Raw genomic sequence first — 13,106 nt, forward strand, 5'->3', positions numbered from 1 at the left:
GGCTACCGGCGTACCGTTGCGCCGTGCTCTACCTGGACCCGCCCGCGGTGCCCTGGCGCGGCCGGCTCTGGTCGCATCTGATCAGCGACGTCTCCTACGCCGAGCTGCACGCCTTCGCGGAGATGCTCGGCGCGCCCCGGCGCGGCTTCGACCGGGACCACTACGACCTGCCCGCCGAGCGGTTTCGGGCGGCGGTCTGGCTGGGCGCGACAGTGGTTCCCTCCCGGGAGATCGTCCGGCTGCTGCACGCCGGGGGCCTGCGCCGCCCGAAGCACCGTGTCTCAGGACAGCGCGGTCAGCTCCCGGCGCAGGTTGGCGCGGGCGGGCGCCTCCCAACGGGCGTGCGTCTCGGGTAGGCGGTAGAGCGCCGGCAGGGCGAGCAGGCGTCGCAGCACGTCGGCCCGGCCGGCTCGGAAGTCCGGCTCCGGCACGTGGGCGTACTCGCGGCGGATCGCCGCGGCGTACCTGTCGTAGTCGGCCGGCGCGGCGGCCAGCACCGCCAGGTCGGCGTCGCAGAGCAGGGCCCCGTCCGGGTCGTCCGGCCCGACCGCGTGGTCGGCGGTGAGCAGCACCAGGCGGCGTACCCCGGCCACCGTCGCGGCCGGGACCCCGGCGGCGGTGAGCAACGCGCCGGCCAGGTCGGCGCTGGCCCGCTCGTTGGCGTCGCCACCCGCGCGCGGGTCGTAGACCGCGTCGTGACCCCACGCCGCCAGCCGGACCTGGTCGGGGTGGCGGGCCCGATCGGCGTACGCGTCGACCACGTCGAGCACCGCCCGCAGGTGCGCCACCGTGTGGTAGTGCCGGTGCGGCTCCCGCCAGCCGGCCAGCAGCCGCGCCCCGGCCCGATCCACGTCGGCCGGGTCGGTGGCCCCGGCCGCCCGTGCCGTCTCCCGCCACCGCGCCGTCAACTCGTCCATCCGGTGCAGTCTGCCCGTCGGAGCGAGGATTCACCGGGGGTGGGACGGGTAGTACCCGCCATGGCCCGGGACCGACGACTGCCGTTCCTGCGGCGTGTGACGTCGCGCGACGGGGGCGGTGACCTCGACGGGCCACGGATCGCCGCCGCGATGGACGAACTGCGGAGCAGGAGCAGGGCCACCCTGCACGACCGGATGCACCGGGTCCGGACCGCGTTCGGCCTGGCGTTGCAGGCCGGGCTCGCGGCCGGCTTGGCGTACCTGGTGGCGCACCGGCTGCTGGGCAATCCGCAACCGGTGTTCGCACCCATCTCCGCGGTGGGCACGCTGGCCGCCTCGGTGGGCCAACGGTTCCGGCGTACCGTCGAGCTGATCATCGGGGTGGCGGTCGGCGTGCTCGTCGGCGACGTGTTGATCTACTTCCTCGGTACCGGCGCCTGGCAGCTCGCGCTGGTGGTGACCTCCGCGATCCTGCTGACCATCTTCGCCGGCGGAAGCGTGGCCATCGTGATCCAGGCGGCGGCCACGGCGGTGCTGATCGTGACGCTCACCCCGTCCACCGACAACCTGGAGTTCCCGCGCTTCATCGACGCCCTCGTCGGCGGCAGCGTCGCGCTCGTGGTCACCGCCGTCCTGCTCCCGCTGAACCCGCTCCGGGTGATCAACCGGGCGGCCCGGCCGGCGCTGGACCTGCTCGCCGAGCAGCTCGACATGTGCGCCCAGGCGCTGCGCAACCGGGACCGGGACACCGCCCAGCGGGCGTTGTTCCGGCTCCGGGAGAACAAGGAGGAGTTGGCCGCGCTCAGCGAGGCGATCGAGGGCGCCAAGGAGACCATCACCATCTCACCGGCCCGCTGGCACCGGCGCAGCGAGCTGACCCACTACGCGGAGGCGGCCGAGCCGATCGACCGGGCGATGCGCAACAGCGGCACGCTGATCCGCCGCTCGGTGACCATGATCGAGGACGAGGAGCCGATCCCGGAGCCGATGCCGGACGCCGTCGCGCACCTCGCCGAGTCGGTACGCCTGCTCCGGCACGAGTTCGCCATGGGGGAGGAACCGCAGCGGGCGCGGGAGCACGCGCTGCGTGCGGTGAGCGAGGCCGGTCGGGCGTACACCCAGGGGGTGGGCTTCTCCGGCAGCGTGGTGATCGCCCAGGTGCGTACCGCCGCAAGCGACCTGATGGTGGCCTCCGGCGTCGATCAGGAGGAGGCGAACCGCCTGGTCCGCCAGTCCTTCGGCGTCAACAACCAGAGCCCCGCCACCCCCACCCCGGCTCCCACCGCCCCACCCCCCGGCTGACTGTGTCCCCCTCCCGACGTTGGGGAGGGGAGCGGTCAGGGGAGGGTGGACAGGGCGGTCAGGAGGGAGTCGATCTCGTGGGTGGTGGTGCCCAGGCCCACGCTGGCGCGTAGGGCGGTGGGGGGCAGGGCGGCCCCGGGGGTGCGGGCTGCCGCCTCGGTCAGCAGACGGCGGGCCAGGGGGTGGGCGCAGAACAGGCCGTCCCGCACACCGATCCGGTGCCGGGTCGCCAGGTGGGCGGCCACCTCCGCGGAGTCCCGACCGGCGACCACGAAGCTGACGATGCCCACCCGGGGCGCCTCCGGGCCGAACGTGCGCAGCTCCACCACGCCCGGCAGCGCGGCCAGGCCGGAGCGCAACCGGGCCAGCAGCGCCTGTTCCCGGGCGTGCAGCGCGTCCCGGTCCGCCGCCGCGAACGCCGCGCACACCGCCGCCAGCGCGACCGCGCCGAGCAGGTTGGGGGTGCCGCCCTCGTGCCGGGCCGGGCCGGTCGTCCAGCGGACCTCGTGGGTGGCCGCGCCGACGTGACTGGTGGCGCCCCCGCCGGGCAGGTACGGCGGGGCGGCGTCCAACCAGTCCGCCCGCCCGGCCAGTACCCCCGCGCCGAACGGGGCGTACAGCTTGTGGCCGGAGAGCGCCACGTAGTCCACGTCCAGCGCGGTCACGTCGACCGGGGCGTGCGGGGCGAGCTGGGCGGCGTCGACCAGGATGCGGGCGCCGTGCCGGTGGGCCACCCGGGCCAGCTCGGCCACCGGCCAGCACTCGCCCGTCACGTTGCTGGCGCCGGTCACCGCGACCAGCACCGGCAGGCCGGGCCGGGCGTCGCGGGCCAGCTCGCTCAGCGCCGCGTCGAGGTATCGGACCGCGTCGGCCGCGCTGGCCGGCACCGGGAGCCGCACCGAGCCGCGCGGCCAGGGCAGCAGGTTGGCGTGGTGCTCGCCGGCGAACGTGACCACTGTGGTGCCGGCGGGCAGCGCCCGGGCCAGCAGGTTCACCGCGTCGGTGGTGTTCCGGGTGAAGATCACGTGATCGTCGGGTCGCGCGCCGAGGAAGTCCGCCACCGTCTGCCGGGCCCGTTCGTAGGCCAGGGTGCAACGCCGGGACAGCGCGCCCGCGCCGCGGTGCACGCTCGCGTACCAGGGCAGCAGCTCGGCCACCGCGTCGGCCGCGGCCCGCGCGCACGGCGCGCTGGCGGCGTGGTCCAGGTTGATTTCCCCGGGTACGCCGAGCACGCCGAGCGGGTCCGGCCGGACGGGCGCGGGCAGCGTGGGCAGTGCGGGCATGAGGGTGACGGTCATGGCGGAGCCTCCCGGGTCACAGGGGACCCCGGGGTGTCGCCGGCGGGGTCCGCGCTTGCCCAGCACGCGTGGTGGCGCTGGGCCCGGTCATCACCCGGGGCACCCCACCGCGAACCTCGACGAGGGTTGCCGGCCAGCAAGCCGGGGCTTGACGCTGGCGCTCGTGACCTGTTCGGGAGCATAGCGGTCGTGATGCGGCCGGACCAGCGGGGCGTGGGTGGCTACGCTGACCGCATGGCCGTCACCCCGCCCGGCGGAGCTCTGCCGCCGCCGTCCGCGCCCGCCGCCCCGCCGCCCGGGGCGCCGACGCCGCGGATGCCCCTGCGCCGGCTCGGCTGGCGGCGCTTCCTGGTGCTGGCCGGGGTGGTGCTCCTGATCGCGGCCGGCGCGCTGTTCATGGTCTTCACGCTCGGCGAGAGCCTGGGCGCCCAGGCGCTGCTGGTCGGCGTGGTCGCGGCGATCCTGCCGGTGCCGGTGCTGGTGTCCTGCTTCCTCTGGCTCGACCGCTACGAACCCGAGCCGCTGAAATACCTGGTTTTCTGCTTCGCCTGGGGCGCGTTCGTCTCCACCGCCATCTCGCTGCTGGTCAACGAGACCGGCGCGAAGCTGTTCGACGACTGGGGGCTGCCCGCCGCGCTGACCGCCGTGCTCGTCGCGCCGTTCATCGAGGAGCTGACCAAGGCGGCCGGCCCGATCCTGCTGCTGATCTTCCGGCGGCGGGAGTTCTCCGGGGTCACCGACGGCTTGGTCTACTGCGGGCTCTCCGCGGTCGGCTTCGCCATGGTCGAGAACATCCTCTACCTGGGCGGATACGGCTACCGCACGGGAGTCGAGGAATACGGGCCGGCGACCGGGGCGCAGCAGGTGATCGCGATCTTCATCGTGCGGATCCTGCTGTTCGGGTTCGCCCACCCGCTGTTCACCTCGATGACGGGCGTCGGGCTCGGCGTCGCCGCGCGTACCGCCGACCGGCGGGTGCGGATCCTCGCGCCGCTCGCCGGCCTGCTGCTGGCGATGATGCTGCACGGCACGTGGAACCTGCTGCCCTCACTGGCGCAGCTCACCGGGCAGCCGGTGATCGCGCTCTACGGCTACATCGGCGTGATGGTGCCGATCTTCTTCGGCATGGTCGGCCTGGCGGTGTGGCTGCGGGCGTGGGAGGGGCGGCTCACCGAGCGCACGCTGCCCGACTACGTGCGGGCCGGCTGGCTCACCCCGCCCGAGGTGGCGGCGCTGGGCAGCCTGGGCCGGCGGCACGCGGCCCGCGCCTGGGCCCGGCGGGTGGCCGGCGACGGCGGGGTGAAGGCGATGCGCGGCTACCAGTTCGCCGCGACCCGGTTGGCGTTGCTGCGCGACGGGATGCGCCGGGGCCTGGACCGCAAGCCCGCCGAGCGGGACCGGACGGCACGGGAGGAACGGGAGCTGCTGGACGCGATCGCCGCGTACCGGTCGTTCTTCGTGGGTCGCGACCCGCAGGCGCCGGTCGGGGTCTGGGACGGGCAGCGCTACCACCTGCGGTTCCCGGACGGGTCCCGGCGCGCGGTCGAGGCGCCGGACGAGCCGGTGGTGCCGATCCCGGTGGTGCTGGCCCCGCCGCCGCCCGCCGCTTACGGCCCGCACCCGTGGCATCCGCACGGCTGAGGTCAGGCCATCAGGCCGCTGAGGAAGTCGCTGAGCCCCTGGGCGATGGCCATCAGCGCGGCGCCGATGCCCCGGAACAGTTGCGCCGCGCCGTCCGGCCGGAAGGCCATGAAAAAGATCAGGAACGCGAGCAATCCCCAGGCGAGAATCCGCTTGACGACGATCATGGTCCCTCCCCAGGGCACGCTGAGGTGCCTGGGCTTCCCGCCGGGACGCGCCGCAAACAGTCGGGCGCTAGAGGTAGAGCCCGGTGGAGCCGGTCGCGGTGGTCTCCACCCGCTCCGCCGCCACCGCGTGCACGTCGCGTTCGCGCAGCAGCACGTACGCCCGGCCGTGCAGCTCGACCTCGGAGCGGTCGTCCGGGTCGAACAGCACCCGGTCCCCGGCGACGATCGAGCGCACGTGCGGCCCGACGCCGACCGCGGTGGCCCAGGCCAGCCGCTTGCCGACCGCCGCGGTCGCCGGGATGACGATGCCGGCGGTGGAGCGGCGTTCCCCCTCACCGCCCTCGGTACGCACCAGCACGCGATCGTGCAGCAGGCGGATGGGCAGCCCGGCGTCGAGACTCTGGTCGGCGGTCACGCGAAGACGCTACCGCGTGCCCCACGGGCGGCCCCGCCGTGGTTGCCGGGCGGGACGGCGGGGCAATGTGTGGCGGGACGCCCCTACGGTGGGGCGGTCCGACGTATCCTGTCTGCCCTGTGACGTGGGTGGACCAATTGTGCGGGAGGTGCGCTTGAGCCGCTTCGAGCGGATGCGCGGACGGCTCCGCCGCGCGTACGAGTCGGGTCGTGCGGCCCGGGCCCGCGGGGCCGATCCGGACCCGATGCCGGGGGATGCGGGTGTGGCGTCGCCGTCCTCGCCGGGTCCGGCGGCGTCGCCGGCCGCGACCGTGGTGGGCGCCGAGCCGCCGGCCGCGATGCACAACTCGACCGTCAGCCGCGACGACACCGAGGTGCCGCACGCGCTGCGGATCGCCGCCGCCTGGTGCTGGCGGTTGATCGTGATCGGGATCGTCACCTGGGCCCTGCTCAGGATCGTCGGCACGATCAGCATCGTGATCATCCCGTTGACCGTCGCGCTGCTGCTGTCGGCGTTGCTCGCCCCGGCGGTCGGCTGGCTGCTGAAGGCCCGGTTCCCCCGTTCGCTGGCGACCGGCGTGGTGCTTGTCGGCGGCCTGGCCGCGGTGGTCGGCACGTTGACGCTCGTGGTGAACGAGTTCATCCAGGGTGTGCCGGAGCTGAGCCAGAAGTCCTCCGAGGGCGTCCGGCAGATCCAGGACTGGCTGAAGACCGGTCCACTGCACCTGTCCGACAGTCAGCTCACCCGCTACATCGACGAGGCGCAGAACTGGATCAACGGCAACACCGAGCGGTTCACCAGCGGCGCGCTCAGCACCGCCGCCACGCTCGCCGAGGTGCTCACCGGCACCGTGCTGGTGCTGTTCGCGACGTTCTTCTTCCTCCGCGACGGCAACAACATCTGGCGGTTCCTGGTCCGGCTGCTGCCGGTGGCCGCGCGCTGGAAGGTCGACGACGCCGGCCGCGCGTCCTGGGCGACGCTCGGCGCATACGTCCGCGCCACCGTGCTCGTCGCCTTCATCGACGCCGTGGGCATCGGCATCTTCCTGGTCATCTTCGACATCCCGTTCGCGTTCCCGCTTGCCGCGTTGGTCTTCCTGGGTGCGTTCATCCCGATCGTCGGCGCGTTCCTGTCCGGCGTGGTGGCCGTACTCGTGGCGCTCGTCGACAGCGGCCCGGGAATCGCCCTGGTCATCCTCGGCGCGGTGGTCGGCGTGCAGCAGGTCGAGGGGCACGTGCTCCAGCCTTTGATCATGGGGCGGGCGGTGGCCATCCACCCGCTCGCCGTGATCATCGGCATCGCCGCCGGCGTGGTGCTCGCCGGCATCGCCGGCGCGCTCGTCGCGGTGCCGCTGATCGCCGTGCTCAACACCGCGATCCGGCGGCTCGCCGCGCGTACCGTGCCGGACACCCCACCGGACGCGGTGGTGGTCGCCTCGCAGGCGCCCTGACCCGGCCCGATCGTTGCCGACGCCCGCGTCACCCCGCCCGGGGGAGGCGCGGGCGTCAGCTTTTCGCGAGCCGTTCCAGCGCGCCCCGGGCCACCTCGGCCCGCGTGGTGTACCAGAACGGGGGCAGCGACCGGCGCAGGAACGGGCCGTAGCCGCGGGCCGTCTCCAGACGCGAGTCGAGCACCGCCACCACGCCCCGGTCGCCGGTGGCCCGGATCAACCGGCCTACGCCCTGCGCCAGCCGTACCGCCGCGATCGGCACGCTTACCGCCGCGAACCCGGAGCCGCCGCCCGCGTCCACCGCCGCCGCTCGCGCGGCGGCGAGCGGCTCGTCGGGCCGGGGGAACGGCAGCCGGTCGATCACCACGAGCTGGCAGGCGTCGCCCGGCACGTCCACCCCCTGCCAGAGCGACATCACCCCGAACAGGCAGCTTTCCCGTTCGGCGCGGAACCGGCGGACCAGCAGCGGCAGCGCCTCTTCGCCCTGGAGCAGCACGGGCAGGTCGGTCCGCGCGCGGACCAGCTCCGCGGCCTGCTGCGCGGCCCGTCGCGACGAGAAGAGCCCGAGGGTACGCCCACCGAGCGCGCCGACGAGCGCCAGCAGCTCCTCGCCGGCCGCCGTGGGCAGCCCGGAGACGCTGGGGCGGGGCAGGTGCGCGGCGACGTAGAGGATGCCCTGCCGGGCGTAGTCGAACGGCGAGCCGACGTCGAGCGACCGCCAGCCGGGGCCCTCGGTGGCGGGGACCGTGCCGATCGCCGCCCGGCTGCCCTCGGTGCTCGCCACCGGGACCGGGTCGGCGCCGCGGCCGGCGGCTGCCGCGGTGGCCATGGCGGCGGCGGCCGGCGACGGCGGGGCGGGCGGCGGCGCCTCCAGCCCGAGCGCCCGGGCCACCGTGTCGAAGCGCCCGCCCAGCGCCAGAGTCGCCGAGGTGGCGACCACGGTGCGCTCGTCGTAGAGGTGGGTGGCGAGGGTGCCCGCCACCGACAGCGGCGCCACCACGAGTGCGCGGCGGCTGCCGTTCTCCGGCTTCTCCACCCAGGCCACGTCGTGGTCGCCCTCTTCGAGCAGCCGCTGGGCGGTGGCGGACAACTCGTCCAGCACGGCCTTGGCCTGAGACTTGCGGACCGGGTCGGGGTCGTCGGCCTTCACGTCGCCGATCGCCTCGAGCGCGGCCCGGGTCGCCGAGTCGAGAAGCGTGCACGCCTCGCGCAACGCGGGCGGCAGCCCGGCGGTGAGCCGACCGGCCGGCGCCTCCGCCAGCCCCACCGCCAGCGCGTCGCCGGCCTCGGTGAGGCGGTCGGCCAGGTCGGGACGGAGCAGCGGCCGGGCCCGCCGGGTGGACCTGTCGATCAGCTCGGGCACCAGCTCGGCCTGGGCCGCCGAGGAGACCCGGTCGGCCAGCTCGTGCGCCTCGTCCACGACCAGCAGCCGGTGCGGCGGGACGATGTGCCGGCCGGCGAGCATGTCCACGGCGAGCAGGCTGTGGTTGGTCACCACGATGTCCGCCTCCCGGGCGCGGGCCCGGGACGCCTCCGCGAAGCACTCCTGCCCGAACGGGCAGCGGCTGGCGCCGACGCATTCCCGGGCCGGCATCGAGACGCTGCGCCACACCTGGTCGTCGACGCCCGGATCCAACTCGTCACGGTCGCCGGTGGCGGTCTCCTCCGCCCAGTCGCGCAACCGCTGCACCTGCTTGCCCAGCCGGCCCGCCTCGCCGAGCCACTTCGTGCCGCCGCCGGGCCGGGGCGCGTCGAAGAGCGCGTCGTCCGGCTCGTCCTCGACGGAGCTGTCCAACCGGGCCAGGCACAGATAGTGGTGGCGGCCCTTGAGGACGGCGAAGGTGGGCCGGCGGCCGAGCACCGGCTCGACCGCGTCGGCCAGCCGGGGCAGGTCGTGGTCGACGAGCTGGGACTGCAACGCCAGGGTGGCGGTGGAGACCACCACCGGGCCGTCCACGGTCAGCGCGGGGGCGAGGTAGGCCAGGGACTTGCCGGTGCCGGTGCCGGCCTGCACCAGCAGGTGCTCGCCGGAGGCGATGCTGTGCTCGATCGCGTCGGCCATCTGCTGCTGGCCCGGCCGGGTCGCGCCGCCCGGCACGGCACCCACCGCGGCGGCCAGCAGCTCCCCACCGCCCGGTCGGCCGCTCCGACGCTTCTTCGGGACGGCGGTGCCGGTGGCGGTGCGGGACGGGCTCACCGTGCGACCGTACCTGCCGGCACCGACGCCGGTCCGTCCGCTCCGGCGGCGTGGCGGACGGCGGGTCGCGTCCGGTTACCTGCCGATCGCGTGGCGTGGCCGGAATCGGTTATGGTGCCAGGCATGCCGAGCGATGTGGTCCGCGTGATCTACCGCAAGTACGACGGCAGCGCCCACCGCGACTACCCGGCCCGTCGGCTCGCCGAGGACGACCTCGGCGTCTGGCTCGGCGTGCCGGCCGGCACCGAGTCGGTCTACCATGGCCGGCCCTCGGTCGAGCAGATCCCGTTCGTCCTGCTGGTGCCCCGGCACGCCTGGTGGACGGGCATGTTCAACCCGCCGCCGCGCACCAGCGAGGTCTACTGCGACATCGCCACCCCGGCCCGCTGGGACGGCGACGCGACGGTCCACCTCGTCGACCTCGACCTGGACGTGGTGCGCCGCCGCGAGACCGGCCTCGTCGAGCTGCGCGACGAGGACGAGTTCGCCGAGCACCGGGCCCGGTGGGACTATCCGGACCACCTGGTCGCCGAGGCCGAGGCCGCCGCCCGCTGGCTGCTCGGCGCGCTCGGTGACGGCAGCGAGCCGTTCGCCACGTCGTACCGGAAATGGTTGGCCCTGGTGGTCTGAGACCGCGCTCACCAGCGCGGCGGCCAGCCGGACTCCGGGCCCAGCGGCGGCAGCTCGCCCACCTTCTCCGGGTTGAGCTGGTTGAACACGCCGGTGATCCGCCCCTCGTGCACGGCGAACGAGGTGACCATCCGCATCGTCCGCCCGTCGGGCCAGGCGAGTTCCGCCTGCCAGCCGAGCACGCCGTCGACGAGCACCGGCCGGGCCCGCAACCCGCCCCGCCGCCGGGCCTGGTCGAACAGGCCGAGGAGCAGGCGGCCGGCCGCCTCGGCGCCGACCACCGGCCGGCGGGCCGCCGGGAAGTGGCCGCCGGCGTCGCCGATCGACACCACGTTCGGCGCGAGCACCCGGACCAGTTGATCCAGCTCGCCGGACTCCACCGCGGCCACGAACGCGGTCAGCACGCGCCGCTGCTCGGCCAGGTCGGCGGTGTGCCGTGGCGCGTCCGGCCCGTGCACCGCCCGCCGGGCCCGGGAGGCGAGCTGCCGGGCCGCCTCCGGCGTCACGGCGAGCACCTCGGCGACGTCACCGAACGGCACCGCGAACACGTCGTGCAGCACGAACGCCACCCGCTGCTCCGGCGTCAGCCGCTCCAGGACCACGAGCAGGGCCGTGCCGAGCTGGTCGGCCCGGACCGCCCGCTCGGCCGGGTCCGGCGCGAACCCGTCCGCCGCCGGCAGGCCGGTCACCACCGGCTCCGGCAACCACTGACCCGGGTACGCCTCGCGGCGCACCCGCGCCGACCGGAGCACGTCCAGGCAGAGCCGCGAGCAGGTGGTGGTCAGCCAGCCGCGCAGGTCCCGGATGCGGGCGCGGGCGGCCGGGTCGGCGAGCGCGCCGGAGTATCGCAGCCAGGTCTCCTGCACGGCGTCCTCGGCCTCGCTGCGGCTGCCGAGCATCCGCTGCGCGACCGCCAGGAGATGCCCCCGTTCCGCCTCGAACTCCCCCGCCAGCTCATCCACCGCTCCATTCTCCCGTCCGCCGCCCACCGTCCGTCGGCCCGGGCATGATCGACTCCGTTTCGCCGAGGTGGCGGTAATGGAGCGTGTCGGATGCGGCCACCTCGGCGAACTGGTGTGGATCAACGCGCCCACTCGCTGTGCGCTCGGCGTGGCTCGGGCGGGGTGGCTCGGGCGGGGTGGCTCGGGCGGGGTGGCCGGTGTCGCGGGATGATCGACTCCATTCCGCCGAGGTGGCGGTGTCGAAGCGCGGCGGATGCCGCCATCTCGGCGAAACGGTGTGGATCAAGAGATGCCGAGGTCGGGGCGACCGTGCGTGACAGTCGACGAAAGCGCATCTATCGGGCGTAGCGGGCGCTCCGTACCCATGATCGGGGTTGTCGGGTGAGGATCGGGGGATGAGTGGCGTGGTGCGGCCCGAGGACGGGTCGATGCGGGAGTTGCTGCGGGTGGGGCCGGGGACGGTGGACCTCGGGGCGGTGGATCCGCGTTCGATGCCGGGGCTGCCGAAGGCGGCCGGACGCGGGTCGGCCCGCAAGGAATGGGCCCGCGACCAGGTCAAGCTGATCGGTGCGGAGCTGGGCCGGCAGCAGGAGATGCTGTACGCCGCCGCGCAGGTCGCCGCCGGGCCGGGCGGCGCCACCAGCGCGCCCGCGCAGGCCGGCGCGCGGCTGGCCGGCGGGCGGCCACGCCGGGTGCTGCTGGTCCTCCAGGCCATGGACTGCGGCGGCAAGGACGGCGCGGTCAAGCGGGTGGCCGGCGCGATGAACCCGCTCGGCCTGCACATCCGTTCCTTCGGCCCGCCGACCAAGGAGGAGCTGCGGCACGACTTCCTGTGGCGGATCCGGCGCGCGCTGCCGCCACCCGGGTACGTGGGCGTGTTCAACCGCTCGCACTACGAGGACGTGCTGATCGCCCGCGTGGAGGGGCTGGTCGACGAGGCGACCTGGCGGTCCCGCTACGAGATCATCAACGACTTCGAGCGGGAGTTGGCCGAGCGGGCGGTCACCGTGGTCAAGGTCATGCTGCACATCTCGTACGACGAGCAGGGCGAGCGGCTGATGGAACGGCTCACCGACCCGACGAAACACTGGAAATACAACCCGAGCGATCTGGACACCCGGGCCCGGTGGGACGAATACCAGGCCGCGTACGCCGAGGCGCTGGAGCGGTGCGGCACGGAGGCCACCCCCTGGTTCGTGGTGCCGGCGGACCGCAAGTGGTACCGCGACTGGGCGCTCGCCCACCTGCTGAAGGAGACGTTCGACGACCTGGATCTGGGGTATCCGGCTGCCGATTTCGACGTGGAACGGGAGCGTGACCGGTTACGCGACCAGGGCGCGAAGCGCTCAGGTGAACAGCAGGTGAACGAGCGGTGAATCGGGCCTGACCAGGGGTGGGCCGGTCGATGCCCGGTTCCACCGTGTCCCTAGCATGCCCAGAGCAGGCGCCTGCTTCAGGCGACGGCCACCCTTCCACCGACACGACGAGGTCCGTGCTGTGAAGTTTTCCTTCCGTCCCACCGAGGGCGCCTTCTACGAGCTCTTCACCAGGGCCGCGCAGAACCTGGTGAAGGGGACCGACCTGCTCAACGAGCTGGGCCTGCCCGGTGCCGACGTGCAGTCGATCAGCGAGCGGCTGACCGAGGTCGAGCACGACAGCGACCAGATCACCCACGACCTCTACAAGAAGATCAACTCCACCTTCATCACGCCGTTCGACCGGGAGGACATCTACCGGCTGGGCTCGCTGCTCGACGACGTGATGGACCACCTGGAGGCGGTCGGCAACCTGCTCTACCTGTACGGCCTGACCAAGCTCCCGTCGCTCCCGCGCGAGCTGCACGAGCTGGTCAACGTGCTCGACCAGCAGGCCAAGCTCACCGCCGAGGCGATGCCCCGGCTGAAGTCGATGAAGGATCTTGAGGACTACTGGATCGAGTGCAACCGGCTCGAGAACGACGGCGACCAGGCGTACCGGATGCTGCTCGTCCGCCTCTTCTCCGGTGAGTACGACGCGCTCACCGTGCTGAAGATGAAGGAGGTGGCCGACGAGTTGGAGGCCGCCTGCGACGCCTTCGAGCACGTCGCCAACACAGTCGAGACCATCGCGGTCAAGGAGTCCTGATCC

General features: G+C 74.0%; 13 protein-coding genes and 1 riboswitch. Of the genes, 7 read left to right on the forward strand and 6 right to left on the reverse strand.

What is annotated here, in order from left to right:
• Positions 1–23 precede the first annotated feature (23 nt).
• Positions 24–356, forward strand: a complete 333-nt coding sequence (locus tag O7602_RS01175) for a DUF4031 domain-containing protein (RefSeq protein ID WP_281586403.1) — start codon at positions 24–26, stop codon at positions 354–356.
• Here the strand turns inward: O7602_RS01175 and O7602_RS01180 are convergent.
• Entirely contained in the window at positions 282–917 is a 636-nt protein-coding gene (locus O7602_RS01180; RefSeq protein WP_281586404.1) for a metal-dependent phosphohydrolase, read from the reverse strand. The genes O7602_RS01175 and O7602_RS01180 overlap by 75 nt on opposite strands.
• 60 nt (positions 918–977) lie before the next feature.
• Here O7602_RS01180 and O7602_RS01185 point away from each other — a divergent pair, with 60 nt between their 5' ends.
• Complete coding sequence (locus O7602_RS01185; RefSeq protein ID WP_281590051.1) at positions 978–2,219, forward strand: FUSC family protein; 1,242 nt, start codon at positions 978–980, stop codon at positions 2,217–2,219.
• Between the two features lie 35 nt (positions 2,220–2,254).
• Here O7602_RS01185 and O7602_RS01190 read toward each other — a convergent pair whose 3' ends face one another.
• Entirely contained in the window at positions 2,255–3,517 is a 1,263-nt protein-coding gene (locus tag O7602_RS01190; protein ID WP_281586405.1) for an aminotransferase class V-fold PLP-dependent enzyme, read from the reverse strand.
• Between the two features lie 46 nt (positions 3,518–3,563).
• Positions 3,564–3,686, reverse strand: a riboswitch (SAM riboswitch).
• A 20-nt stretch (positions 3,687–3,706) separates the two neighbouring features.
• On the opposite strand from O7602_RS01190, the gene O7602_RS01195 reads away from it, so the two are divergent.
• On the forward strand, positions 3,707–5,158 hold the full coding sequence (locus O7602_RS01195; protein ID WP_281586406.1) for a PrsW family intramembrane metalloprotease: 1,452 nt from the start codon (positions 3,707–3,709) through the stop codon (positions 5,156–5,158).
• 2 nt (positions 5,159–5,160) lie between these two features.
• On the opposite strand, the gene O7602_RS01200 is transcribed toward O7602_RS01195, so the two are convergent.
• Positions 5,161–5,325: a hypothetical protein gene (locus O7602_RS01200; RefSeq protein ID WP_281586407.1), complete on the reverse strand. Its 165-nt coding sequence runs from the start codon at positions 5,323–5,325 to the stop codon at positions 5,161–5,163.
• A 67-nt stretch (positions 5,326–5,392) separates the two neighbouring features.
• Positions 5,393–5,740 (reverse strand): co-chaperone GroES, encoded by a 348-nt coding sequence (locus O7602_RS01205; RefSeq protein ID WP_281586408.1) that lies wholly within the window; start codon positions 5,738–5,740, stop codon positions 5,393–5,395.
• 154 nt (positions 5,741–5,894) lie between these two features.
• Between O7602_RS01205 and O7602_RS01210 the strand changes: the two genes are divergently transcribed.
• Positions 5,895–7,190: an AI-2E family transporter gene (locus tag O7602_RS01210; protein ID WP_281586409.1), complete on the forward strand. Its 1,296-nt coding sequence runs from the start codon at positions 5,895–5,897 to the stop codon at positions 7,188–7,190.
• Between the two features lie 55 nt (positions 7,191–7,245).
• Here the strand turns inward: O7602_RS01210 and O7602_RS01215 are convergent, their stop codons facing one another.
• Positions 7,246–9,387, reverse strand: coding sequence for an ATP-dependent DNA helicase (locus O7602_RS01215; RefSeq protein WP_281586410.1), 2,142 nt, complete (start codon positions 9,385–9,387; stop codon positions 7,246–7,248).
• A gap of 123 nt (positions 9,388–9,510) precedes the next feature.
• On the opposite strand from O7602_RS01215, the gene O7602_RS01220 reads away from it, so the two are divergent.
• Positions 9,511–10,017, forward strand: a complete 507-nt coding sequence (locus tag O7602_RS01220) for a DUF402 domain-containing protein (RefSeq protein ID WP_281586411.1) — start codon at positions 9,511–9,513, stop codon at positions 10,015–10,017.
• 8 nt (positions 10,018–10,025) lie between these two features.
• On the opposite strand, the gene sigJ is transcribed toward O7602_RS01220, so the two are convergent.
• Positions 10,026–10,979 (reverse strand): RNA polymerase sigma factor SigJ, encoded by a 954-nt coding sequence (gene sigJ / locus O7602_RS01225; protein ID WP_281586412.1) that lies wholly within the window; start codon positions 10,977–10,979, stop codon positions 10,026–10,028.
• A 395-nt stretch (positions 10,980–11,374) separates the two neighbouring features.
• On the opposite strand from sigJ, the gene O7602_RS01230 reads away from it, so the two are divergent.
• Together O7602_RS01230 and O7602_RS01235 are read left to right on the forward strand one after the other, a co-directional pair.
• Positions 11,375–12,355, forward strand: a complete 981-nt coding sequence (locus tag O7602_RS01230; RefSeq protein WP_281586413.1) for a PPK2 family polyphosphate kinase — start codon at positions 11,375–11,377, stop codon at positions 12,353–12,355.
• 121 nt (positions 12,356–12,476) lie between these two features.
• A complete protein-coding gene (locus O7602_RS01235) occupies positions 12,477–13,103 on the forward strand; it encodes a DUF47 family protein (protein ID WP_089157475.1) in 627 nt (208 codons plus the stop codon).
• Positions 13,104–13,106: the final 3 nt, after the last annotated feature.

The sequence above is a fragment of the Micromonospora sp. WMMD1128 genome (assembly GCF_027497235.1).
Lineage (GTDB): Bacteria > Actinomycetota > Actinomycetes > Mycobacteriales > Micromonosporaceae > Micromonospora.

Excerpts from the sequence above, each read along its gene's own strand:
- O7602_RS01220 (WP_281586411.1), top strand. The coding sequence starts at position 9,511 with ATGCCGAGCGATGTGGTCCGCGTGATCTACCGCAAGTACGACGGCAGC.
- O7602_RS01200 (WP_281586407.1), bottom strand. The coding sequence starts at position 5,325 with ATGATCGTCGTCAAGCGGATTCTCGCCTGGGGATTGCTCGCGTTCCTG.
- O7602_RS01185 (WP_281590051.1), top strand. The coding sequence starts at position 978 with ATGGCCCGGGACCGACGACTGCCGTTCCTGCGGCGTGTGACGTCGCGC.
- O7602_RS01230 (WP_281586413.1), top strand. The coding sequence starts at position 11,375 with ATGAGTGGCGTGGTGCGGCCCGAGGACGGGTCGATGCGGGAGTTGCTG.
- O7602_RS01190 (WP_281586405.1), bottom strand. The coding sequence starts at position 3,517 with ATGACCGTCACCCTCATGCCCGCACTGCCCACGCTGCCCGCGCCCGTC.
- O7602_RS01180 (WP_281586404.1), bottom strand. The coding sequence starts at position 917 with ATGGACGAGTTGACGGCGCGGTGGCGGGAGACGGCACGGGCGGCCGGG.